26 protein-coding genes are annotated in these 25886 nt (G+C 34.6%); 8 read left to right on the plus strand and 18 right to left on the minus strand.

The genetic code is table 11. The features are described 5' to 3' along the window. Positions 1-23: 23 nt before the first annotated feature. From ssb to IEV35_RS06360, 5 genes are all read right to left on the minus strand, one after another. Entirely contained in the window at positions 24-518 is a 495-nt protein-coding gene (gene ssb, locus IEV35_RS06340) for a single-stranded DNA-binding protein (RefSeq protein ID WP_188383840.1), read from the minus strand. A gap of 18 nt (positions 519-536) precedes the next feature. After that, positions 537-824, minus strand: coding sequence for a 30S ribosomal protein S6 (gene rpsF, locus IEV35_RS06345; RefSeq protein ID WP_188383841.1), 288 nt, complete (start codon positions 822-824; stop codon positions 537-539). A 178-nt stretch (positions 825-1002) separates the two neighbouring features. Then, a complete protein-coding gene (gene ychF / locus IEV35_RS06350; RefSeq protein ID WP_188383842.1) occupies positions 1003-2103 on the minus strand; it encodes a redox-regulated ATPase YchF in 1101 nt (366 codons plus the stop codon). A 210-nt stretch (positions 2104-2313) separates the two neighbouring features. Further along, positions 2314-2511: a DUF951 domain-containing protein gene (locus IEV35_RS06355; protein ID WP_188383942.1), complete on the minus strand. Its 198-nt coding sequence runs from the start codon at positions 2509-2511 to the stop codon at positions 2314-2316. A gap of 16 nt (positions 2512-2527) precedes the next feature. After that, a complete protein-coding gene (locus tag IEV35_RS06360; protein WP_188383843.1) occupies positions 2528-3553 on the minus strand; it encodes a YkvI family membrane protein in 1026 nt (341 codons plus the stop codon). 125 nt (positions 3554-3678) lie between these two features. Here IEV35_RS06360 and yyaC point away from each other — a divergent pair, with 125 nt between their 5' ends. Then, positions 3679-4296, plus strand: a complete 618-nt coding sequence (yyaC, locus tag IEV35_RS06365; protein WP_188383844.1) for a spore protease YyaC — start codon at positions 3679-3681, stop codon at positions 4294-4296. A gap of 72 nt (positions 4297-4368) precedes the next feature. On the opposite strand, the gene IEV35_RS06370 is transcribed toward yyaC, so the two are convergent. The 13 genes from IEV35_RS06370 to rpmH all read right to left on the minus strand — a co-directional run bounded on the left by IEV35_RS06370 (position 4369) and on the right by rpmH (position 15890). Next, positions 4369-5073: a DUF554 domain-containing protein gene (locus IEV35_RS06370; RefSeq protein WP_188383845.1), complete on the minus strand. Its 705-nt coding sequence runs from the start codon at positions 5071-5073 to the stop codon at positions 4369-4371. 170 nt (positions 5074-5243) lie between these two features. Continuing rightward, positions 5244-6080: a ParB/RepB/Spo0J family partition protein gene (locus IEV35_RS06375; RefSeq protein WP_188383846.1), complete on the minus strand. Its 837-nt coding sequence runs from the start codon at positions 6078-6080 to the stop codon at positions 5244-5246. After that, complete coding sequence (locus IEV35_RS06380; RefSeq protein ID WP_188383847.1) at positions 6061-6834, minus strand: ParA family protein; 774 nt, start codon at positions 6832-6834, stop codon at positions 6061-6063. The genes IEV35_RS06375 and IEV35_RS06380 overlap by 20 nt, the downstream gene beginning before the upstream one ends. A gap of 222 nt (positions 6835-7056) precedes the next feature. Then, positions 7057-7914 (minus strand): nucleoid occlusion protein, encoded by an 858-nt coding sequence (gene noc / locus IEV35_RS06385; protein WP_188383848.1) that lies wholly within the window; start codon positions 7912-7914, stop codon positions 7057-7059. 279 nt (positions 7915-8193) lie between these two features. Next, positions 8194-8910, minus strand: a complete 717-nt coding sequence (gene rsmG, locus IEV35_RS06390; protein WP_188383943.1) for a 16S rRNA (guanine(527)-N(7))-methyltransferase RsmG — start codon at positions 8908-8910, stop codon at positions 8194-8196. Between the two features lie 74 nt (positions 8911-8984). Continuing rightward, complete coding sequence (gene mnmG / locus IEV35_RS06395) at positions 8985-10871, minus strand: tRNA uridine-5-carboxymethylaminomethyl(34) synthesis enzyme MnmG (protein WP_188383849.1); 1887 nt, start codon at positions 10869-10871, stop codon at positions 8985-8987. A gap of 202 nt (positions 10872-11073) precedes the next feature. Further along, positions 11074-12453 carry a tRNA uridine-5-carboxymethylaminomethyl(34) synthesis GTPase MnmE gene (mnmE, locus tag IEV35_RS06400; RefSeq protein WP_188383850.1) on the minus strand — a complete coding sequence of 460 codons (1380 nt, stop codon included), beginning with the start codon at positions 12451-12453 and terminating at the stop codon, positions 11074-11076. A gap of 454 nt (positions 12454-12907) precedes the next feature. Then, on the minus strand, positions 12908-13132 hold the full coding sequence (locus IEV35_RS06405) for a YozQ family protein (protein WP_188383851.1): 225 nt from the start codon (positions 13130-13132) through the stop codon (positions 12908-12910). 16 nt (positions 13133-13148) lie between these two features. Next, positions 13149-13409 carry a hypothetical protein gene (locus IEV35_RS06410; protein WP_188383852.1) on the minus strand — a complete coding sequence of 87 codons (261 nt, stop codon included), beginning with the start codon at positions 13407-13409 and terminating at the stop codon, positions 13149-13151. A gap of 343 nt (positions 13410-13752) precedes the next feature. Then, positions 13753-14367: an RNA-binding cell elongation regulator Jag/EloR gene (gene jag, locus IEV35_RS06415; protein ID WP_188383853.1), complete on the minus strand. Its 615-nt coding sequence runs from the start codon at positions 14365-14367 to the stop codon at positions 13753-13755. Beyond that, complete coding sequence (spoIIIJ, locus tag IEV35_RS06420) at positions 14364-15131, minus strand: YidC family membrane integrase SpoIIIJ (protein WP_188383854.1); 768 nt, start codon at positions 15129-15131, stop codon at positions 14364-14366. The genes jag and spoIIIJ overlap by 4 nt, the downstream gene beginning before the upstream one ends. A 126-nt stretch (positions 15132-15257) precedes the next feature. Continuing rightward, positions 15258-15599: a ribonuclease P protein component gene (gene rnpA, locus IEV35_RS06425; RefSeq protein ID WP_188383855.1), complete on the minus strand. Its 342-nt coding sequence runs from the start codon at positions 15597-15599 to the stop codon at positions 15258-15260. 156 nt (positions 15600-15755) lie between these two features. After that, a complete protein-coding gene (rpmH, locus tag IEV35_RS06430; protein WP_010094630.1) occupies positions 15756-15890 on the minus strand; it encodes a 50S ribosomal protein L34 in 135 nt (44 codons plus the stop codon). 816 nt (positions 15891-16706) lie between these two features. On the opposite strand from rpmH, the gene dnaA reads away from it, so the two are divergent. The 7 genes from dnaA (at position 16707) to gyrA (ending at position 25866) form a co-directional block, all read left to right on the plus strand. Next, complete coding sequence (dnaA, locus tag IEV35_RS06435; protein ID WP_188383856.1) at positions 16707-18047, plus strand: chromosomal replication initiator protein DnaA; 1341 nt, start codon at positions 16707-16709, stop codon at positions 18045-18047. A gap of 188 nt (positions 18048-18235) precedes the next feature. Then, positions 18236-19372, plus strand: a complete 1137-nt coding sequence (gene dnaN / locus IEV35_RS06440) for a DNA polymerase III subunit beta (RefSeq protein ID WP_188383857.1) — start codon at positions 18236-18238, stop codon at positions 19370-19372. Positions 19373-19644: 272 nt separating this feature from the next. Continuing rightward, positions 19645-19866 carry a S4 domain-containing protein YaaA gene (gene yaaA, locus IEV35_RS06445; protein ID WP_188383858.1) on the plus strand — a complete coding sequence of 74 codons (222 nt, stop codon included), beginning with the start codon at positions 19645-19647 and terminating at the stop codon, positions 19864-19866. Positions 19867-19886: 20 nt separating this feature from the next. Beyond that, positions 19887-20999 carry a DNA replication/repair protein RecF gene (gene recF / locus IEV35_RS06450; RefSeq protein ID WP_188383859.1) on the plus strand — a complete coding sequence of 371 codons (1113 nt, stop codon included), beginning with the start codon at positions 19887-19889 and terminating at the stop codon, positions 20997-20999. A gap of 34 nt (positions 21000-21033) precedes the next feature. Next, a complete protein-coding gene (gene remB, locus IEV35_RS06455; protein ID WP_188383860.1) occupies positions 21034-21312 on the plus strand; it encodes an extracellular matrix regulator RemB in 279 nt (92 codons plus the stop codon). A 24-nt stretch (positions 21313-21336) separates the two neighbouring features. Then, positions 21337-23268: a DNA topoisomerase (ATP-hydrolyzing) subunit B gene (gene gyrB / locus IEV35_RS06460; RefSeq protein WP_188383861.1), complete on the plus strand. Its 1932-nt coding sequence runs from the start codon at positions 21337-21339 to the stop codon at positions 23266-23268. A gap of 102 nt (positions 23269-23370) precedes the next feature. Continuing rightward, entirely contained in the window at positions 23371-25866 is a 2496-nt protein-coding gene (gene gyrA, locus IEV35_RS06465; RefSeq protein ID WP_188383862.1) for a DNA gyrase subunit A, read from the plus strand. Positions 25867-25886: the final 20 nt, after the last annotated feature.

The raw sequence follows: 25886 nt of genomic DNA on the forward strand, positions 1-25886 counted from the left end.
TTATTTATTTCAAGTTCATTAATTTAGAATGGTAAGTCGTCATCAGAGATATCAATAGGTTCCCCATTATCACTAAATGGGTTGTCATTAAATTGATTCTGGTTCTGATTACGATTTTGATTTTGGTTTTGGTTCTGATTTTGTTGGAATCCTGGTGATGGTGAATAAGAGTCTTGTCCTCCACGACCTTGAGATGATCCTTTAGATTCTAAGAATTGTACACTATCAGCTACCACTTCGGTTATATAAACCATTTTTCCATCCTGACCTTCGAAAGAACGAGTTTGAATTCGTCCATCTACACCGATCAAGCTACCTTTTTTCATGTAGTTCGCTAGAGTTTCTGCAGGTCTTCTCCAGATTACACAATTAATGAAGTCAGCTTCTCTATTACCTTGTTGGTTAGAGAAAGGACGATTAACGGCTACTGTAAAGTTCGCAACTGCAACTCCATTTGGCGTATAACGTAAATCAGGATCTTTCGTTAACCTGCCGACAAGCACGACACGATTTAACATCAGAACCACTCCTTATTATTAAACATCTTCTCGAACTACAATGTGACGAATAATGTCTTCTGAGAACTTAGCTAAACGATCAAATTCATTAACTGATTTTTCATCGCCAGAGAAGTTAATTAAAACATAATATCCATCACGGTAATCGTTGATTTCATATGCTAGGCGTTTTTTGCCTACTTCTTTAACATTTTCAATCTCCGCTCCATTATCAGTAAGGATACCATTAAAACGTTCGATTAACGCTTTTTGAGCGTCCTCTTCCATGTCTGGGCGGATGATATACATGATTTCATATTTTCTCATCCGTTACACCTCCTTTTGGTCTTAGCGGCCCTTATCTAGAGATGTTAAATTCTCCAATAAGAGCAAGGAGTAACATAATTTCATTACTCACAATAGTGTATTATAACAAAGTTTATATGAAATAACAAGTCTTCGAGAGATCCTTTTTACGTTTATACAGTTTCTTTATAACACTGCCTTATACATTAAAGCGGAAGTGAATAACATCTCCATCTTGGACAATGTATTCTTTTCCTTCTAATCGTACTTTCCCTTTTTCACGAGCATGCGTCATTGAGCCAGCTTCTAATAGATCATCATAGGAAACTGTTTCAGCACGGATAAAACCTCGTTCAAAATCAGTATGAATAATTCCCGCAGCTTGTGGTGCTTTTATTCCTTTTCGGAACGTCCACGCGCGTACTTCTTGTTCCCCCGCAGTGAAGTACGTAGCTAGTCCTAATAAGTTATAAGAAGCTTTAATTAATTTATCAAGACCAGATTCTGTAATACCTAACTCCTCTAAGAACATTTCTTTTTCATCTTGATCCAATTCAGAAATTTCTTCTTCAATTCTTGCACAAATAATAATAACTTCTGCACCTTCATTTGCTGCATAGTCCTTTACTTTTTGTACATTGGGGTTATCATCTGGATTAGCAACCTCATCTTCACCAACATTTGCTACATATAACATTGGCTTACTTGTTAGAAGATGTAGACCTTTTACTATTTTTTGTTGTTCTTCTGTAAATTCTAAAGCTCGAACCGGCTTTTCTTCTTCTAAACCAGTTTTTATTTTAGAAAGCACATCAAATTCAACAAGCGCGTCTTTGTCTTTTTGACGAGCAAGTTTCTCTACCCGCTGATATCGTTTATTAACGGTTTCTAAGTCCGCTAAAATAAGCTCTAAGTTAATAATTTCAATATCATCAATTGGATCAACTTTTCCTGAAACATGAGTGATATTCTCATCAACAAAACAACGCACTACTTGGCAAATTGCATCTACTTGACGAATATGGGACAAGAATTGATTACCTAGTCCTTCCCCCTTACTAGCACCCTTAACAATTCCAGCAATATCTGTAAACTCAAATGTAGTTGGGACTGTTTTTTTTGGTTTAACTAATTCCGTTAATTTATTTAAGCGTTCGTCAGGTACTTCCACCATTCCTACGTTAGGGTCAATCGTTGCAAAGGGGTAATTCGCTGCCTCTGCACCTGCTTGTGTAATTGCATTAAATAGTGTAGATTTTCCAACATTCGGAAGTCCGACAATTCCTGCTGTTAAAGCCATTCATTTCCACTCCTTAAGGATTCCATTCAATAGAACGCGTTCGATAGTTCAATTATAGGTTTAGGTATTGAAAAATACAAGCTAGTAAAACACAAAAATAGGCCTCATGTTGAAGCCTATTTTTGTGTTTTTACCCTATTATTTTTATGTTTTTCTATCTATCTATATAATAATATTACCATTTTATAGGATATTCGTCCAAGAAATTATTTAGTTGGAAGTTTTTTCCAATACCTTTTTTAGCTTTTTCGTGAATTCTCTTCTTGGTATCATGACACTATGATCACAACCCATACATTTAATTCGAATATCCATCCCCATACGAATAATTTTCCAGCGATTTTCTCCACATGGATGGGGTTTTTTCATTTGAACTATATCATTTAATTCGTATTCTTTATCTGCAATGTATACCACCTCTCCCTTAACTTTTTAAATTACTAGGCTTATACCAAATTGGAAACAATAATATTCTAGTTAACACATATAAATTTAATAAGCCATAAAGTGGGTATAGTACACCTACTAGTGTTGAAAAACCAACTGTTGTTAATGGTATCATTGTAGCTAAAATTATAGTGACTAGCAACCAAAAAGGTAAATTAAAATAACTAGCAATTCTTGTTGTTAAACCTAAGATTCCTGATGCTGCAGTCGTATATATAGCAAACCATAATAAGATTCCCATTAGTATGACCATATGAAATGGAAAATCAACTAAGATTGCAAACAATGGAATTTCATATACTAATATTTCCTCTGCAATTTGAATCAAACTACTATTATAAATATAGGTAAGCACTCCTAAGATGACTCCACTCCCAACACTGGCTACCCAAATCTCTTTTTTTGAACTTATTTTATCTCCTACTGCTCCAAGAACTGCAATTAACGGGAGAATATTAAGTGCAGTAAAAGGAAAGGCGGATGCCCAATTTTGTTGTTCATGCCAATGAGAAAATAACCGTAAGTCTTCATTAAAAATAAACACTAGTAAAACATATAATAGGCCTAGAATTAACACGGGTAAAATAAATTGATTGATCGATAGTAGTCCTCTAATATCTCTTAAAAAGAGTATGATTAGCATTATTGCAATAAACAAAACACCCCACCAATATGGTAAATTAAAGGCTTGTCCGGTTGCTCCACTACCAGACATCATTACGACTGTAGTTGTATACAAATAGAAAAATATCATTACATCGTAAACAAGAGACAATCTTTTCCCTACAATTTCTCTTAATACTGGACTATATTCTGTTGATGAACGCTTATAACTAATGAGCATTATTACATAACAGGACATAATAAAAAATATCGTAAATAATACGATGGCTAGTCCACTTCCATGCCCAAAAAATTCCCATAACTCTCTTCCGGAAGCATATCCTGCTCCAATAGTTGTCCCTATTATGAGAAACATCCATTTAAAACCCGCTCTTAACATACATTCTCCTCCATCTAAGTATTTCATTGTTTTCTATTAAAAACAATTTTCAAAAGCAAAACTTGACGTATAAAAGTGAAAGGAAATCCGTATACTAATAACAATATGTATGCGGAGGAGAACCTATGAATCTAAAGAGTCGTTTAACTCAAAAAAATAATATGATTAGGATGTTACACACAGATTCATCACTTGCTGAAATGATGGGAGAACAAGTTCTTTCTTGGTTTCCAACATCACCCAAAGAATATGTAGTAGTTTGCGTAGGAACTGATCGTTCAACTGGGGATGCACTAGGACCATTAACTGGGTCCTACTTACAAGAGAAGAAATTAAAACATATGACCGTATATGGAACGTTAAGCGACCCTGTCCATGCAACAAATTTGGAAGAGAACATTCACTTAATTAATAAGCAACATAAAAATGCGTTTATCATTGCGATAGATGCATGCTTAGGAAAGACTAGTTCTGTGGGTCAAATTATTGCTTGCGAAGGTGCACTAAAGCCAGGTGCTGCATTAAACAAGCCACTTCCTTCTATTGGTGACATTCATATTACCGGGGTGGTAAATATAAGTGGCTTTATGGAGTATTCTGTTCTTCAAAATACTAGACTATCAATTGTTGTTGAAATGGCAAAAAAAATTGCTGACCTATTAGAAACAATAGATAAGCAACTTTCAGCTAGTTTTGTAGCTCCAGCAGTTGTCTCACCAAAAGTTAGGAGAAAACCGATTTAGACTATATATTTAATTTGACGGGATTAATTTTATTTAATCCCTTTTATATGCTTCTCATAAATGTGGAATCTACTATATTAGTTGATAGAGATAGTAGACAATCCCAACTGTAACAATAGAGGGTAATAGATTACCTATTCGAATTTGGACAACCTTCAACATATTTAGACCAATCGCTACAATTAATAATCCACCAACAGCCGTTAATTCAACAATAACACCATTCAGAAATGCATCTGGAATCCACTGTTCGATTTGGGTTGCAAGTAGTGCTATAGAACCTTGATAAAGTAAAACGGGAACAACTGATAAAGCAACACCAAACCCTAAAGTAGTTGTTAATACAAGTGCAACAAACCCATCCAATATTCCTTTTGTAATAAGTATTTCATGATCACCCCGTAAGCCACTATCTAATGCACCTATAATCGCCATAGCTCCGACAATAAAGATGAGCGAAGCAGTTACAAACCCTTGGGAAATCGTACTTTCGTCTCTATTAGAAACAAATTTACTTCCTATCCAATTACCAAAGTCATTTAGCTTTTCTTCTATATTTAAGAACTCTCCTATAAGGGCTCCTGAAAGCAAACTAAGTAAGACAACAATAATTAACTCCGTCGAAAATGCCATTTGTAGACCGATTAAAATAACAGCTAGTCCTATTCCATTCATAACCGTTTCTTTATATCGTTTTGGGATTTTTGTGAATAATAATCCTAGTATACTTCCAATAATAATTAACCCACCATTAACTAAAGTACCTAACAGTGCCATGCTATACCTTCTCTCTTCTCAACTAAACTAGTCTTTGTTAAAATGTTTCACGTGAAACATTTTAAATATTATCTAATAATACTATGTAAATACTACGTCTGTCCATAAGATAAATAAAAAAACGGACTAAAGAGCCGATCTCTTTAATCCGTTCAATTCACACTAATTTATTAGCCTTCTAATACTTCAATAATGCGATCTAGATCATCATCATTATAGAATTCTATTTCTATCTTACCTTTCCTTTTTCCACGTTGAATAGAAACTGCTGTACCAAGTCTATCTCTTAGAACCGATTCCCTTTCCTGTAGAAAGATATCCTTTTTAGGGCTTACTTTCTTTTTTATAGGGCGTTCATTTAGTGTAATAATCAATTTCTCAACTTGTCTTACGTTTAGCTTTTCGTTTCGTATTTTATTAACTAAAGGTATTAACTTTTCTTTATCCTTTAGCCCAAGTAAAGCACGTCCATGTCCCATTGATAGCTCACCATTATTAATATACGCTACTACTTGATCTGGCAAACCAAGAAGTCGTACCATATTTGCTATATGCGAACGACTCTTACCTAAACGCTTTGATAACTCTTCTTGAGTGATGTTTAGCTCTTTCATTAAGTTCGCATAAGCTTGACCCTCTTCAATTGGAGTTAAATCTTCACGTTGAAGGTTTTCGAGCAACGCTAATTCCATCATCTTTTCATCAGTAAGTTCTTTAACTACCGCTGGAACTTCAGTAAGACCCGCTTCTTTTGCCGCGCGAAAACGCCTTTCACCAACAACTATTTCAAAGCCTTTAATACTTTTTCGTACAATTAAAGGTTGAATAATACCAAATTCTAGTATGGACTCTTTTAATTCTTCAATTGCATCTGTATGAAAGGTCTTCCTTGGTTGATAAGGATTAGGCCTACAATCCTTAATCGGTATTTGTTGAACGACATCATCTTCTTTTTCTTCGATTTCAGGAAAAAATGCATCAAGACCTCTACCCAACCCTCGTGCCATTAGCCATCACTTCCTTCGCCAATTCAAGATATACTTCTGCTCCTTTTGATTTTGGATCATATGTGATAATTGGTTGCCCATGACTTGGAGCCTCACCTAATCGTACATTTCGCGGAATAATAGAGTTATAGACTTTATCTTGGAAGTACTTCTTCACTTCTTCAATAACTTGAATCCCAAGGTTTGTCCTCGCATCAAGCATCGTCAATAGCACTCCTTCAATCATTAGTTCTTTGTTTAAGTGTTTCTGAACTAAGCGTATTGTATTTAACAATTGACTTAATCCCTCTAGTGCATAATATTCACATTGAACTGGTATCAATACCGTATCAGAAGCAGTTAAAGCGTTTAATGTTAAAAGCCCAAGAGAAGGTGGACAGTCAATGATGATATAATCATAATTATCACGTACCTCTTCTAAAGCTTTTTTTAACCGAATCTCTCTTGATATTGTTGGTACTAATTCAATTTCTGCTCCTGCTAACTGAATAGTTGCAGGAATAATATCTAGATTTTTCACACTAGTAGGAACGCAAACCTCTTGAGCAGGAAGGTCCTCTACAAGAACATTATATACACATTGATTCATATCAGCTTTATTTATACCAACACCACTAGTTGCATTTCCTTGTGGGTCTATGTCTACTAACAATACTTTGTTTCCTAAGTAAGCTAAGCAGGCACTTAGATTAACTGATGAAGTTGTTTTTCCAACGCCACCTTTTTGGTTAGCGATAGACATGATCTTCCCCATATTTTCACCTACCTAAAACAATATACTTTCTATTTTATCACTTTTTTTCAAAGAAAGAGTAATAAATGTAAAATTTTAATTAAAATGAAGTATATTTGTATAAAATTACTAGTTTTTATATAATACTACCCTTCAAAACATACTAGAGTAGTAAATTTCAAAAAAATAAGGCTTCCACGATAAGTACGGGATGAGCCTTAGTAACAATATGTTATTTATTTATTATTTCTTCTTAGGGATTTTAATTGTAATTTGATAATAATCATCTAGATCTTCTTCGTCCGATTCAATATCAATTCCCGTATCTGCAACCATAGTTAATGATTGTCTAATTGTATTCATTGCAATACGTATATCTTTATTAACACCTTTAAGTTTTGGCTTTTTACGTTTCGGTTTCTCTTTTGCACTATTAATATTTTCAATTCTTTCTTCTGTCTGCTTCACATTTAACTCATGTTCAATAATCTCTTGCAATAATTTGATTTGTAACTCTTCATCTTTTAATTTTATAAGTGCTCGTGCATGTCTTTCTGTTATTTGTTTCTGTAACAAAGCTTCTTGGACTTGTTCTGGTAGTTTTAATAAACGTAATTTATTTGCTATTGTTGATTGATTTTTACCTAGACGTTGGGCGAGCGCTTCTTGAGTTAGACCTTGCAATTCTAAAAGTTTAGCATAAGCAACTGCTTCCTCAATTACTGTTAGCTCTTCACGCTGCAAGTTTTCAATAAGAGCCACAGATGCTGTTTGAGTATCATTCATATCACGAATAATCGCAGAGACTGTTTCCCATCCAAGGACTTGAACAGCGCGCCATCGACGTTCTCCTGCAATGATTTCGTACCGTTTGTCTTCTACTTTACGTACAACAATAGGTTGAATAATACCATGTGTGTTAATTGTTTTCGCAAGCTCTTCTATCTTTTCTTCATTAAATACAGTTCTTGGTTGATACCTATTCGGCGCAATTTGGTTGACCGGTATTTGTATGACTTCATCTGGATGATAGGTTTCTTCCTTATTTACACTGCTATCCTTTTCTCCAATACCAAAAAGTCGGTTAAATGGACTTACCACCAACAGACACCACCTTTATCATAATAAGAAGATAGATTAATAGAATTAAATCCAATTAATCTAGATTTCTCTCTATATATTAAAATGTTTCACGTGAAACATTTTATGTTTTATTATGTAGAAAACATATTATTCTCTACTATATTTTATCATAAAATTTGCGTTAAGCCTATTTTACCACAATCCGAGTCACTTGGACATGCGAGAATGATGGATTCGACAAAAGAACAGGAAATACGACGATTTCCTGTTCTTTTTAGACTTTTTCTACTATGTTATTTATTCAATTGGCTCTTTATTAGGAGTCCCTGGCTTTCTTGGGTACTTTTTAGGTGTTTGTCTCTTCTTAGTAATAATAACAATGGACCGTTCACTATTTTCCACTGGTAGAGAAAAAGAATAGTTTGACTCTATTTCTCCTCCTAAAACTTGGATAGCAGTTTTACCCACCTCCAGCTCATCTTCTGCTTGTGCACCCTTCATTGCTATAAACACGCCCTGCTTCTTAACAAGAGGTAAACATAATTCGCTTAAAACAGACATTCTTGCAACGGCACGTGCCATAACAATATCAAATGACTCGCGAAACTTACTATTCTTACCGAATGTTTCTGCTCTATCGTGATAAAATGCAACGTCTGTTAATTCTAGTTCGCTTGCTAACTGATTGAGGAAGCCAATTCGTTTCTGTAATGAATCCACGATGGTAACTTTTAAGTGTGGAAAACAAATTTTTAACGGTATACTCGGGAAACCAGCCCCTGCACCAACATCACAAATATGTACTTCTTTTGTAAAATCATAATAAAATGCTGCAGAAATTGAGTCATAAAAGTGTTTTAAATATACATCTTCTTCTTCTGTTAATGCTGTTAAATTTATTTTTTCATTCCACTCTACTAATGTTTTAAAGTAAATATGGAATTGCTCTAACTGTCTTTCATTCAAGGCAATACCTTGTTTTTTTAACTCAGCTGCAAATTGAGTTGGATTCATCTCATTAACTCCTTTATCCATATGTATAAATAGGGTCAGATCCAAAAAAGAATCTGACCCTTGTATCATAGCAATTAATTAGCTACTTTTGCAATTTTTCCATGCTCAATATAGACCAAAAGAATGGATATATCTGCTGGATTCACACCAGAAATACGTGATGCTTGACCTACAGATAATGGTCGAACTTCTTCTAGCTTTTGTCTTGCTTCTGTAGCAAGGCCGCTAATTGCATTGTAATCTATATCATCTGGAATTTTCTTTTCTTCCATTTTTAACATACGTTGAACTTGCTCATTAGCTTTCTTTATATAACCCTCATACTTAATTTGTATTTCAACTTGCTCTTTCACATCAGCAGAAATCTCATCATTTGATTCGATAACCGAATCAATTAAGTCGTAATTTAATTCTGGACGTTTCAACAGATCATATGCCTTCATTGGCTCTTTTAATGGAGTGGCATTTGCTCCTTCAAGCATTGCTTGCACGTCCGGAGTTGGTTTTATTGTTACTTTACGAAGACGATTCTTTTCTTCTTCTACCAATTTCTTTTTCAATTCAAATCTCTTATAACGTTCTTCGGAAATTAAACCTAATTGATAGCCGATATCAGTCAAACGAAGATCCGCATTATCATGACGTAATAATAGACGGTATTCCGCACGTGATGTTAATAGTCGGTAAGGTTCTTTTGTTCCTTTAGTTACTAAATCATCAATTAATACACCAATATAAGCTTGAGAACGGTCTAGAATTACAGGTTCCTTGCCAAGCACTTTCGCTGCAGCATTTATACCAGCCATAATTCCTTGTGCAGCAGCCTCTTCATAACCAGAAGTACCGTTAATTTGACCAGCAGTAAATAATCCAGGAATATTTTTTAATTCTAATGTTGGCCAAAGTTGTGTTGGAACTACTGCATCATATTCAATTGCATATCCTGGTCTCATAATTTCAGCATTCTCTAATCCAGGTACAGAACGAACAATTTCATGTTGAACTGATTCAGGTAATGACGTTGAAAGTCCTTGAACATACACTTCTTCTGTGTCTCTACCTTCTGGCTCTAAAAATACTTGGTGTCGAGGTTTATCATGGAATCGGACAATTTTATCCTCAATTGAAGGACAATAACGAGGACCAGTTCCTCTTTTTGCACCAGAATACATAGCAGATAGTCCTAAATTATTATTAATAATTTGATGAGTGAATTCGTTTGTATATGTTAACCAACAAGGAATTTGATCCGTTACAAATTTCGTTGTTTCATAAGAGAAACCTTGTGGCTTATCATCACCAGGTTGAATTTCCGTTTTTGAATAATCAATTGTATGACTATTGACACGTGGTGGTGTACCTGTTTTAAAGCGAACTAACTCAATTCCAAGCTCTTCAAGATTTTCGGAAAGCTTGATGGAAACACGTTGGTTATTTGGACCACTTTCATACTCTAGATCCCCCATTAATACTTTTCCGCGCATAAATGTCCCCGTTGTAATGATAACTGTATCCGCAAAGTAAGCAGCACCTGTTTCAGTAATAACCCCCTTACATACACCATCTTCTACGATTATTGAATCTACCATTCCTTGACGTAATGTAAGGTTTTCTTGATTTTCAAGTGTGTTTTTCATTTCCTTAATATAAACTGGCTTATCCGCTTGTGCACGTAATGCTTGAACCGCAGGGCCTTTACCTGTGTTTAGCATACGCATTTGAATATAAGCTTTGTCAATTGTCTTTGCCATTTCCCCACCTAAGGCATCGATTTCACGAACCACAATACCTTTTGCAGGTCCACCAATTGATGGATTACATGGCATAAAAGCGATCATGTCTAGGTTTAGGCTTAGCATTAATGTTTTAACACCCATTCTTGCAGCAGCAAGACCAGCTTCTACACCTGCATGACCCGCACCTACGACAATCGTTCCGTAATGCCCTGCATTATATACCATAAACTGTTCATCCTTTCGTCATATTAAATAAGTTATTTATAATTATTAGTTCTTTTGTTTTTCCTCTGAGCGGTCCGAATACACGGAGACTCCAGCGGGAGGATAGGCATAGGTGAGACCCCGCAGTGCGTAAGCACGAGGAGGCTCAACAGCCGCCCGCGGAAAGCGAAGTGTATTCGGACCGCGGACATGGCAAAACAGCTTACTTCCCTAAACAGAACTGGGAGAATAGTTGGTCGATTAGGCTGTCGCTTGCTGTGTCGCCTATGATTTCGCCTAGAAATTCCCATGTTCGTGTAACATCAATTTGAACAATGTCTAATGGCATCCCCATTTCTAATGATGCCATAGCGTCTTCTAATGCTTGCATTGCCTGTCTTAATAGCTGAATATGTCTAGCATTAGATACATAAGTTAAATCACCAGAATCAATTTCTCCAGCAAAGAAGGAGTCAGCTATTGCTGATTCTAATTCATCAATGCCCTCTTCTTTTAATAAAGAAGTTGAGACGATTCTTTTATCTTCCACTAATTCTTTAACTTTTTCAATATCTAATTTTTGGGTTAAATCGGTTTTATTAATGATGACAATATATTCAAGGCCTTTTATCACTTCAAAAAGTCTTAAATCTTCTTCTGAAAGTTCCTCATTATAATTTAAAACAAATAATATAAGATCCGCTTCTTTTAACGCTTGACGTGAGCGTTCTACACCAATTCTCTCAACAATATCTTCTGTTTCTCGAATACCAGCCGTATCAATTAAACGTAATGGGATTCCTCTTACATTTACATATTCTTCAATAATATCTCGAGTTGTTCCTGGAATATCAGTAACAATCGCTTTATTTTCTTGTACTAAAGCATTTAATAAAGAAGATTTCCCTACATTTGGACGTCCAATAATTGCAGTTGCAATTCCTTCACGAAGGATTTTACCTTGTTTTGCAACACGTAGAAGTTCCTCGATTTCTGCATGTACTTCCTTCGTTTTCTCTTTCATCATTTCATGGGACATTTCTTCTACATCATCATATTCTGGATAATCAATATTGACCTCCACATGGGCAACTGTCTCTAGTAATGATTGTCTATATCTTTTTATTAAAGAAGATAAACGACCATCCATTTGCTTTAAAGCGATATTCATTGCTTTATCTGTCTTTGCACGAATTAAGTCCATAACTGCTTCCGCTTGGGATAAATCGATTCTTCCATTTAGAAATGCGCGCTTCGTAAATTCACCTGGTTCTGCTAGTCGTGCTCCTTGACTTAATACAATTTCTAACACACGTTTTACTGACACTAATCCACCATGACAATTTATTTCTACTACATCTTCCCTTGTGAAGGTTTTTGGTCCTCTCATTATCGTTACCATTACTTCTTCCGCTACATCATTCGTTTCTGGATCAATAATCTTACCATAATGAATCGTATGCGAATCTACCTCATGCAAATCTTTCCCTTTATATATCTTTGACGTAATCTCTATCGCATCTGGCCCACTCAATCTAACTATTGAAATTGCTCCCTCACCTATCGGAGTAGAAATCGCCGTAATCGTATCTGTCTCAAACATTATCCTTCACCTCCACTACATTTTTTTAGATTTTTATATATAAACATCAACCTGTATATTTTTATTAACATGTTAGCAACTAATTTTACCGTCACTAACTTAATAGAATAACACAATCTCATTCAAAAATAAACTTATCCACAACAAAAAATAATCTATTTTTGGGAATTACTCACATGTGGATAAGTTAGATGAAGGAAACTTTATTAGTTATACACAACATATATGCATTTAAAAAGAAAAATGGAATAAAAAAACTTCAATCCTGCTAAGCACAATTGAAGTTTTTTCTATCATTTCATATATAATTCCTCAGAATTAAGTAATTCGCTTACAAATTCTATCCAAACTTAAGTAACTCTGTATCTATGGTTGAAAGAATATTAAGTAGTAAGTTATATAAAAATTAAAGACTACATTCAGAGTTTCCTCCAAAACTGTAGCCTTATTTCACTTAATATTTATTAATATCTTCACCTTGATGAGTTTTCAATTCTCCTTGTTCATCTAATTGATCGATTTTTGCGTCGACTGTACCTTCCGTATAAGCATCAGTAGCTTGCTCGTGGGTAATTGCCATTCCTTTTTCTGCTTGGTTACTACTCTGATAACCTGCAGCATCATAATTTTTTTCAGCTACTTCTTTTGAATTGGAAAATTTATTTTTATCTTTACTCAAGTCTCTTCATCCTTTCTTATTGTTTGCCTTGTAATTGTTGTAGGATCTCTTCCAGGTCATTAAGTAGATTGCTCCTGTCCGCGTCCTCTAATAAAATCGGTATTTGGTCATTGACGGTAATATAACAAGAATCATGTTGTTCCTCTAAGTACGAAATCATTTTCACTAATTGATCTTTCGTTAAAGAAGATGCCGTAGTAATATTTTTGACCATTGTTAAATAAAAGCTATTCTGTTCTATATCTCCTTGAAATACGATTCCGTTATATGATTCCACTTGGCCTTCTCCTTTTAATAAAAACGTTGTTAATTAGTATGAGACAACAGCCATAAAACATACCTATATGATCGATAGATTTGCTCCTAGCGTGAAAGTAACACTTCTCACATTTTATTGGGAAAATCAGCTTTGAAAATTACTATCAAGTTGATTTCAACAATAATAAAGCCAAGAATAGCTTCGAAAACCGTCTATAACCTTCATTGCCCTATATTCTTAATAAAAAATAGCTCTGTTACCCTTTTTAACTTCATTCTCTTCTAATAGTCTGGTCAACATCAAACAATCTCAAATCAAGACAAAAAAAGATCTCTGGATTTGAATCCAGAGATCTTATAAATTAAGGTTTAATAACGACATGACGATGTGGCTCCACACCATCGGAATAAGTTGATACATCATTTTTATCTTGTAGTACACTATGAATAATTTTTCTTTCATATGCTGGCATTGGCTCTAGTGCAACTTTTTTATTAAAGCGTTTAGCCTTGTCTGCCATGCGAAGTGCTAATGTCTCAAGTGTTTCTCTACGTCGCTCACGATAGCCTTCTGCATCTAGTGTTACAGTAAAGTACTTGTTGCCCTCTTTATTTACTACTAGATGAATTAGATATTGTAAAGCATTTAGTGTCTGACCCCGTTTCCCAATTAATAAAGCAATTTTGTCACCACTTAATTCATAGGTCACGTGATTATCTTTTACTGTGGTTTTAATGTCCACTTCTATATTCATATTCTTTATAACATTAAGAATATACTTTTCCGCTTCTTGAACTGGGTTTTTTGCTAAACGAACTTTGACAATAGCACGTTTCGCACCAAATACACCAAGAATACCTTTTTTACCTTCATCGATAATATCAATTTCTACTTGGTCCCTAGATGTGTTTAACTGCTCTAATGCTGATTGGACCGCTTCATCAACTGTTTGTCCAGTAGCAGTTACTTCTCTCACTTTTTGTCTCCCCCAGTATTCGTATCCTTCATCATTGGTTTACGAATGAAAATGGTTTGTGCAATCATAAATAAGTTACCAATTACCCAATAAAGAGCAAGTGCAGCTGGGAACATAAATGCAAATACGGTAATCATAATTGGCATCATGTACAGCATTACTGTCATTTGTGGGTTATTTGCAGCAGGACTTCCTGCCATCATTAACTTTTGCTGTAACCAAGTTGTAATACCTGCAATAAACGGAAGGATCATATCTTTCTCGTCTAATGGGAACCAAAGGAAAGTATGTCCATCAATCGCTTCGGTACGCATAATTGCATGGTAGATACCTAATAAAATTGGCATTTGAATAAAGATTGGTAAACATCCAGCTAACGGATTAACTCCATGTTTTTGGAATAATGCCATTGTTTCTTGTTGTAGTTTCTGCTGAGTGTTTGCATCTTTGGAGCTATATTTTGCTTGCAATTCCTTTAATTCTGGTTGAATATCTTGCATCGCTTTTGAACTTCTTAGTTGCTTAATATTTAGTGGTAATAAAGCAGTACGAATAATTACCGTTACTAAAATAATCGCTAAACCAAAGTTCTCATTAAATAAATCAGCAAAATAAATTATTAACCATGATAATGGATAAACAAAATAAGTATTCCATATCCCTTCACTTTCAGGTGTGATTGGTTCATTTATTTCGGTACAACCGGATAGGAAAACGACCAATCCAATTAGTATTCCTATAAACAGTAACTTCTTACGCAACATCTGCTCCTCCTAACTAGTCAAAAAAAAAGAATTACTTTCATATTCTATTATTTATTATAGCAATCCTATCTATCCTATATATTACAATAAACAAGCCATATATTCTATTCTTAATTAAACTTTAATTTACCTTTTCAGTAGTCTTTCCTTCGACAATAAATGTGTTAAGCTTTTTTTTACTTCAAAGAACCCCATATCTTTTGTTGGCTGCCTAGCAATAATAATTATATCGTAATTAGGTGGAATTCGATCTCCTAATTCATGAAATGCTTGACGAAGATACCGCTTAATTCTATTTCGAACAACAGCATTACCAATTTTCTTCCCAACTGATAAGCCAACTCGAAAATGTTCTTGATTTTCTTTCTTTAAATAATAGATTACCAACTGACGATTCGCAAAGGACTTCCCTTTTTTAAAGACTAATTGGAAATCTTTATTGTCCTTGACACGAAATTCTTTTTTCATTGTTCATCACCTAACACATCCGGCATTTTCTTATATGTAAACAAAAAGCAATGGGTCTTTACCATTTTGAACCACTGCTTTGAAGTTTATTCTATATAAATAATTAATCCATAACCATTTTCTTACGCAAAAAAGACCACTGACAATTTCAGTGGCCTAAGCAGATAATACTTTTCTTCCTTTACGACGACGACGAGCTAAAACTTTACGACCATTTTTAGTGCTCATGCGCGCACGAAAGCCATGTACTTTTTTACGTTTACGGTTATTTGGTTGAAATGTTCTTTTCATTTATGTTGCACCTCCCCGAGGGATCTATTTTTAGAAAAACCGTGCCTATGGCAAATACCAAAGACCGGATTTATGCAGATGGATTTTTTTATATATCTGCCAACTGAAATAATCAAATCCTTAGACAGTCTTTGTCATTATACAGAAAATTTTTTTCATCGTCAACTTCGTTTAAAAAAATACTTACTAAAATCTCTTCTTCATCATTTTCTAATTATAATTTCTTATTCATCTAATAGATCCGATTCAAAAGAAATACATAATCAACATAATTCTCGAGAAGCTAAAACAAAATAGCATATTTTTAACTCATTTATATTATCCACAACATCTGTTTATCATTTTTTCACTCACATTTTTATATCCACAATAGTTGTCGACAGGTTAATCACAAAATATAGTACTGTGAATATAAATTGTCTACAATAGATGGATATTGTGGATAAGTGTCGAAAAACCATTGCATATATAGGTTTTTTTTGATATCATATTTATGTTTTATCATGTTAATAAGTATTTTCAGTATAAAAGTTATACACATTTTGTGGATATCCTGTGGACATTCATTCACACCCTGTTTAAACTATTATCCACAAATAATTTAATTCTGCGAATAACTCTATCTAATACTTATACTATATAATATAAATTATCCACAACTGTTTTTAACAACTTTTCTAACAAAGTCTTAAAAATAATAGAATCTACCTTTCCATCTTTATGATTAAATAAACAAAATTATTCAAAAAGATATGGAAGGTTTTTTATTCTTTTTATTTGCTAACTTCATTCTGTTAGCTGAAAGGGGGGAATGAATTGGAAAATATCCATGAATTATGGCAAGCTACATTGGAAAAAATTGAAGAAAAAATTAGTAAACCTAGTTTTGATACATGGCTAAAAGATACTAAGGCTGATGCTTTAGAGGGAAATACTCTTACTATTTCTGCTCCTAATGAATTTGCAAGAGATTGGCTTGAAGAGCAATATTCTCAACTCATTCAAAAGGTGTTACATGAAGTCACTGGAGCTAAATTAAACCTTAAACTTACCGTTCCCGATACAATCATTGAAGAAGAAATTAAGCCTAAACCTAGACCAAAACAACCAATTTCAGATGTACATGATGGAAAAACAATGTTAAATCCAAAATATACGTTTGATACGTTTGTTATTGGATCCGGGAATCGGTTTGCTCACGCAGCTTCACTAGCCGTCGCAGAAGCACCAGCAAAAGCATATAACCCGCTATTTATTTACGGGGGAGTTGGTTTGGGAAAAACTCACTTAATGCATGCGATAGGACATTACGTATTAGAACATAACAAAAATGCTAAAGTTGTTTACATTTCTTCTGAAAAATTTACTAACGAGTTTATTGATGCAATTATGGAGAATAAAACAACTAATTTCCGCAATAGATATCGAAATGTCGATGTCCTTTTAATTGACGATATCCAATTCATTGCAGGAAAGGAATCTACTCAGGAGGAATTTTTCCATACATTTAATGCACTCCATGAGGAAAATAAGCAAATTATTATCTCTAGTGACCGGCCACCTAAAGAAATTCCTACGCTTGAAGATCGACTGCGTTCAAGATTTGAATGGGGTTTAATTACGGATATTACTCCACCTGATCTTGAAACAAGAATTGCAATTCTATCTAAAAAGGCAAAAGCAGAAGGTCTAGATATTCCGAATGAAGTCATGCTTTACATTGCTAATCAAATTGATACAAACATTCGTGAATTAGAAGGCGCGTTAATTCGCGTCGTTGCGTATTCTTCATTAGTAAACCAAGATATTGATGCCGCACTCGCAGCAGATGCTTTAAAAGACATTATTCCAAATAATAAGCCTCGCGTAATATCAATTCCTGGCATTATGGAAGTTGTCGGAGAGAAATACAATTTGAAGAAGGAAGACTTCCTAGCGAAAAAACGTACCAAATCAATAGCATTTCCTCGTCAAATAGCGATGTATTTATCTAGGGAACTAACCGATCTTTCTTTACCGAAGATTGGTGAGGAATTTGGTGGACGAGATCATACTACTGTTATCCATGCACATGAAAAAATTTCTAAGCTAATTGAAAAAGATTCTTCATTAGCACGAGAAATTGATGATATTACACAACAGTTAAAATCCCTTTAATAGAAATCCACATGTTAATATCGTGGATAATAGGTACAAACTTACAAACATTTTATACACATGTGGATAACTATATTCATCTAAGGCTCAACTCGGTTATCCACATAATCACAGCCCTTATTACTATTATTACTATATTTTTATAAAAAATAATAAATATATAGAACTTCCATTGGAGGACTTTTTTTATGAAATTTACAATTCTACGTGATCAATTAATTAATAGTGTACAAGACGTTATGAAAGCTATTTCTTCAAGAACAACAATTCCAATTCTTACAGGTATGAAAATTGAAGCAAAACATCATGGAATTACATTAACCGGAAGTGATTCTGATATATCCATTGAATCTTATATACCCGCTGAAGAAGATGGAATCGTGAATGTAGAAAATATTGAAGAAGGTAGCATTGTTCTACATGCAAAATATTTCCCGGATATCGTAAGAAAATTACCTGAGCAACATGTTGAAATTACAGTTGACGAAAATCTAAAAGTAACTATCCGTTCAGGAAAAGCGGAATTTAATCTTAATGGACAAGATGCAGAAGAATATCCACAGTTACCTAAATTACAAACAGATGATAGCTTTGAAATTCCAACAGATATCCTTAAAAGCTTAATCAAACAAACTGTATTTGCTGTTTCAACAATGGAAACTAGACCAATTTTAACTGGGGTGAACATTTCACTCGTTGATGATCAATTGAAATTTACTGCAACAGATAGTCATCGACTTGCATCACGAGAAGTACCAGTGAACTCTAGTAATGTTCAAATACAAAGTATTGTTGTCCCTGGTAAAAGCCTAAATGAATTAAATAAAATTCTAGATGATACAGAAGAAACAGTTGAGATAAGCGTTACAAACAACCAAATCCTGTTTAGAACAAAGCATTTATACTTTTTATCTCGTATTCTGGACGGAAATTACCCAGAAACATCTCGTTTAATTCCTGAACAAAGTAAAACTGTTTTACACGTGAAAACAAAAGAGTTAATCAGTAGTATTGATCGTGCTTCTTTACTTGCAAGGGAAGAAAGAAATAATGTGGTTAAGTTATCCACACTCAACAATAATGTACTGGAAATTACAAGTAACTCACCTGAGGTTGGAAGAGTATCTGAAGAACTAAACGTTGTTTCAATCGAGGGAGAAGAATTAAAGATTTCCTTTAGTTCAAAATATATGTTAGACGCCCTTAAAGTGATGGATGTTGACGAAGTAAAGGTTGATTTTACTGGTGCAATGAGACCATTTATCATCCGCCCAGTCAATGACCCAAGCATGCTACAACTAATTTTACCAGTGAGAACGTATTAATCTATTTTTAACAACTTCTGGCCATGTGCTCAGTGGGTAATAGTTAATATTAAACTTTTCAAGTAAAATAAATTATTAAAGTTAACAAAAGGGACTTTTATCATCTGTCTGATGGTTAAAAGTCTTTTTTTATCCACGAAAAACGCATTTTTAGCCCTATACAGACTGTTTTATCCTCTTTCTAGGGGTCTAACCTTCCCTTTACACAAAAACTTTAGTAAAATAGTAAATAGCGTTATTAATTTATTATCAATTAGAAAATGGTGATACAAATGCAGACTCAAATAGAAATTAACACGGAATATATTACACTTGGCCAATTTGTTAAACTGACGAATATATTGGAATCAGGTGGAATGGTAAAAGCATACCTACAAGATGTAGGTGCAGTAGTTAATGGGGAGTTAGAACATCGCCGCGGTAGAAAACTATATCCTAATGATGTTGTTGAAATTGAAGGAGCTGGATCTTTTATCGTTGTAAAAAAAGATTAGTTCCTAAATGAGGAATTGACATGCATATTGAAGAATTAACGTTAACAAATTACAGAAATTACCAGAAAATGGATATTTCATTTGATAATAAAGTAAATGTCATTATCGGTGAAAATGCTCAGGGAAAAACAAACTTGATGGAAGCAATCTATCTTTTGGCATTTACAAAGTCTCATCGAACGTCTAAGGAAAAAGAATTAATCCGTTGGGACAAAGATTATGCTAAAATAGAGGGTAGGATTAAAAAACGAAACCAGTCGATACCGCTGGAAATTATTATTTCAGCAAAGGGAAAAAAAGCAAAATTAAATCATTTAGAACAAAAGAGGCTAAGTGATTATATCGGTAATTTAAATGTCGTTATGTTTGCCCCTGAAGATTTAACCTTAGTAAAAGGTCCTCCACAAACAAGACGAAGATTTATTGACATGGAGCTTGGTCAAATTCAACCTCGTTATATTTATCATCTTGGGCAATTTCAAAAGGTATTGAAGCAACGTAATCACCTATTAAAGCAAATGCAGAAAAATAGAAATACAGATCGGACGATGCTACATGTGTTGACGGAACAACTTGTTGAACATGCTGGCACCCTACTAGAAAGACGATTTATTTTTCTAGATTTGTTAAGAAAATGGGCAAAATCAATCCATTATGGAATTAGCCATGAACTAGAAACATTAGAGATAGAATACCAATCGACTATTGAAGTATTAGAAACGGCTTCAAAGGAAAAAATAGAAAGTAGTTATTTGGAAAAATTCACTCAAATAATAGAGAAAGAAATTGAACGGGGAACAACATTAATTGGCCCACATCGTGATGATATTATTTTTTATGTAAATGGAAAAAACGTTCAAACATATGGATCCCAAGGTCAGCAACGGACAACAGCACTGTCATTAAAGTTAGCTGAAATTGACTTGATCCAAAGTGAAGTCGGTGAATATCCAATTCTACTGCTTGATGATGTGTTAAGTGAATTAGATGACTTTAGACAATCTCATCTTCTAAATACAATTCAAGGTAAAGTTCAAACTTTTGTATCAACAACAAGCGTAGATGGAATTCATCATGAAACATTGCAGAAAGCAGATATTTTTAAAGTCCAAAATGGTACTTTTATAAGATAAAGTCAAGAATGGTAACTTTGTGGGGGAATATATCTTGTTTATTCACATTGGAAATGAAAATGTAATTCAATCAAAAGATATCATTTCTATTATTGATTATAATATTGTTTCGTCATCTACCATCATGACAGAGATGATGAATAACAGTAAGGACACCGTGATTGGGCCTGTTGAGGAAGCAAAATCTCTGGTGATTACAAAGGATCAAATGTATGCAAGTACATTATCGGTAGTAACGTTAAAAAAGCGAGCTAGTATGACTTCAACAATTAGTAAACTAGATGATTATTCAAGTGATTTAGAACTAGAATAATCCAATTAGAATAAGGGTGAGAAAATGGCAATGGAAGAAAACGTTAAAACAGATGAGTCGACCTATAATGCCGACCAGATTCAAGTATTAGAAGGATTAGAGGCAGTACGTAAAAGACCTGGGATGTACATTGGTTCAACTAGTGAGAAGGGTCTTCACCACTTAGTGTGGGAGATTGTTGATAATAGTATTGATGAAGCTTTAGCAGGGTATTGTGACCATATTCAAGTCATTATTGAAGAAGATAATAGTATTACCGTTATCGATAATGGACGTGGTATCCCAGTAGATATTCAAAAGAAAACAGGAAAACCAGCAGTAGAAGTCATTATGACTGTACTTCATGCCGGCGGAAAGTTCGGTGGCGGCGGTTATAAAGTTTCTGGTGGATTACATGGTGTAGGTTCATCAGTAGTAAACGCATTATCGACTAGATTAGAAGTATCTGTTCATCTACATGGAAAAATTCACTTTATTGCTTTTGAACGTGGTAAAAAAGTTAGTGATTTAGAAGTTATTGGTGAAACAGACCGCACTGGTACGACAGTCCGCTTTAAGCCGGATCCTGAAATCTTTACCGAGACAACAACATTTGACTTAGATACATTAGTTCAACGTATTCGGGAACTAGCATTTTTAAATAAAGGAATTCGACTAACCCTTGAAGATAAACGTGCAACAGATTTGGAGCCGATGACTTTCTATTATGAGGGTGGAATTAGCGAATATGTACAGTATATTAATCGCAATAAGGAAACACTTCATGAACCGTTCTATGCAGAAGGAGAAGATCAAGGTATAGCAGTTGAAGTATCGTTGCAATATAACGATGGCTTTGCAAGTAATATTTACTCCTTTGCGAACAATATTCATACGTATGAAGGTGGAACCCATGAGTCTGGATTTAAGACAGGCTTAACTCGTGTTATTAATGACTATGCTCGAAAAAGTAATCTGATGAAAGATAATGAATCCAATTTAACAGGTGATGACGTTAGGGAAGGGATTACAGCTATCGTTTCCGTAAAACATCCAGATCCACAGTTTGAAGGTCAGACGAAAACAAAACTTGGAAATAGTGAAGTTCGTGCAATTACGGACTCTGTATTTAGTGAGATGTTTACTAAATTTTTATTTGAAAATCCAACTGTCGGTAAAATTATTGTTGAAAAAGGATTAATGGCCTCTCGTGCTCGTGCTGCCGCTAAAAAGGCACGTGACTTAACTAGAAGGAAAAGTGCTTTAGAAATCTCAAGCTTACCTGGTAAGTTAGCTGACTGTTCCTCAAAAGATGCTTCCATAAGTGAACTGTATATCGTTGAGGGTGACTCTGCGGGTGGATCTGCTAAGCAAGGAAGAGACAGACACTTCCAAGCAATCCTTCCATTGCGTGGTAAAATTCTAAACGTTGAAAAAGCTCGTTTAGACCGCATCTTATCAAATAATGAAGTTCGTTCAATGATTACTGCAATGGGTACTGGTATTGGTGATGACTTTGATATTACTAAGGCTAGATATCATAAAATTGTCATCATGACGGATGCTGATGTGGATGGTGCACATATTCGTACTCTTCTATTAACGTTCTTCTACCGTTTTATGCGACCGTTAATAGAACATGGTTATGTCTATATTGCTCAACCACCACTTTATAAAGTTCAACAAGGTAAAGTCGTCCATTATGCTTATGATGATAAAGAGCTTGAAAGAATACTTGCTGAATTACCAGACTCACCTAAGCCTGGATTACAGCGTTACAAAGGTCTTGGAGAAATGAATGCGGAGCAGTTATGGGAAACTACGATGGATCCAGAGAACCGAACATTGCTTCAAGTTGAGCTAACAGATGCAATTGATGCAGACCATGTATTTGATATGTTAATGGGCGATAAAGTAGAACCACGCCGTCATTTTATTGAAGAAAATGCACAGTATGTGAAAAATTTAGATGTTTAATATAAAAATATTACGTTAGTTTATTATAAAGTTGTTAAATGTTTTTCTTAGATGTCTAACTATCTCAGGAGGTAGTTAGACATTATCAGGAGGTCTTAATCTATGGCAGATCAGGAACGTAGAAGTGTACAAGAAATAAATATAAGCCAGGAAGTGCGTACATCCTTTCTAGACTATGCAATGAGTGTTATTGTATCAAGAGCATTACCAGATGTTCGAGATGGGATGAAACCAGTACATCGAAGAATATTATATGCAATGAATGATTTAGGTATGCACTCGGATAAAGCATATAAAAAATCAGCTCGTATTGTTGGGGAAGTTATCGGTAAGTACCACCCACATGGTGATTCAGCAGTTTACGAAGCAATGGTACGTATGGCACAGCCTTTTAGTTATCGCAATCCATTAGTCGATGGACATGGGAATTTCGGATCAGTAGATGGTGACTCTGCTGCAGCGATGCGTTATACAGAGGCTAGAATGTCAAAAATATCAATGGAATTACTTCGAGATATCAATAAAGATACAATTGATTATCAAGATAACTATGATGGTTCAGAAAGAGAACCAGTTGTCTTTCCAGCTCGATTTCCAAACTTGTTAGTAAATGGTGCGTCCGGAATAGCAGTTGGGATGGCTACCAACATTCCTCCACATAATCTTGGCGAAACAATTGATGCAGTACTTGCAGTTAGCAAGGATCCAGAAATTACGATTGATGAGATTATGGAGAATTATTTACCGGGTCCTGATTTCCCTACAGCTGGGATTATTATGGGACGTAGCGGGATTCGTCGTGCTTATGAAACGGGAAAAGGATCTATTACTATTCGTGCAAAAGTACAGATTGAAGAGTTGAAAAATGGAAAACCTGTTATTATTGTGACAGAACTTCCATATCAAGTGAATAAAGCAAAATTAATTGAAAAAATTGCTGAGTTAGTTCGTGATAAACGAATTGAAGGTATCACAGATTTACGTGATGAGTCAGATCGTAATGGAATGCGTATCGTAATGGAATTACGTAAAGATGTCAATGCCAATGTATTACTAAATAACTTATATAAATATACAGCTCTACAAACGACTTTCGGTGTAAATACGTTAGCTCTAGTTAATGGAATACCAAAAGTATTAAATATTAAAGAGTGTTTAAAATATTACTTAGAACACCAACAAGTTATTATTAGACGTCGTACAGAATTTGAATTAAGAAAAGCAGAAGCAAGAGCTCATATTCTAGAAGGATTACGTATCGCTTTAGATCATCTAGATGAGGTTATTTCATTAATTCGTAATTCCAAAACAGCTGATATTGCAAGAGAAGGATTAATAACTCGTTTTAATTTGTCGGAAAAACAAGCACAAGCAATCTTAGACATGAGATTACAGAGGTTGACAGGATTAGAACGTGAGAAAATTGAAAATGAATATAATGAGTTAATGCAACTTATCGAAAAGTTAAAAGGTATTTTAGCAGATGAGGAAAAAATACTAGAAATTATTCGTGAAGAATTAAGTGAAATAAAGGAAAAGTATGGGGACGAAAGACGTACAGAAATCACAGTTGGTGGAGCAGATTTCTTCGAGGATGAAGATTTAATTCCTGAAGAAAATATTGTTATTACACTAACTCATAAAGGGTATATTAAACGTCTTCCATCATCTACTTATCGTGTGCAAAAACGTGGTGGACGTGGTATCCAAGGTATGGGTACTAATGATGATGACTTTGTGGAACATTTGGTAAGTACATCCACACATGATACAATTTTATTCTTTACGAATAAAGGGAAAGTATACAAAGTGAAAGGGTACGAAATACCAGAGTTTAGTCGTACAGCAAAAGGATTACCAATTATTAATCTCTTGCAAATAGAAAAAGAGGAATGGATTAATGCTGTTATCTCAGTGAATGAATTTAGTGAGGATTGGAATTTCTTCTTTACAACAAAACACGGAATATCCAAACGTACTTCACTAGCTCAATTTGCTAATATTCGTAAAGGTGGATTAATTGCTTTAGGGCTACGTGAGAATGATGAACTAATCTCAGTTCGCCTAACAGATGGTACAAAAGATATCATGATTGCAACAAAGCAAGGTTATCTAATACGTTTCCCAGAAGATCAAGTTAGATTAATGGGAAGAACAGCAGCCGGTGTTCGTGGTATCTCTTTACGAGATGACGATGAAGTTGTTTCTATGGAGATTCTGGAAAAGGGATTACAGATATTACATGTTACTAATAAAGGGATTGGAAAACGCTCGCCAGAAGATCAGTATCGAATTACCAACCGTGGCGGTAAAGGTATATTTACGGCAAAACTAACGGAAGAAACAGGTCATGTTGTTGCAGTTAAAGCTGTTACAGGTGAAGAAGATATTATGCTTATAACTGCAGCAGGTGTACTCATCCGAATTCCTGTTGAGGGAATTTCACAAACAGGTAGAAATACACAAGGTGTTCGCTTAATTCGTCTACAAGATGGTGAAGAAGTAGCTACAGTAGCTAAAATTGATCATGAAGATGAAGAGGAAGAACAAAGTGAAGAAGAAGTAAATGAGTCTGTTGATAGTGATTTAGAAGAATAGAAATTTAAAAAAGTGGCGAG

Origin of the sequence: Ornithinibacillus halotolerans, assembly GCF_014637405.1 — a bacterium.
Lineage (GTDB): Bacteria > Bacillota > Bacilli > Bacillales > Amphibacillaceae > Ornithinibacillus > Ornithinibacillus halotolerans.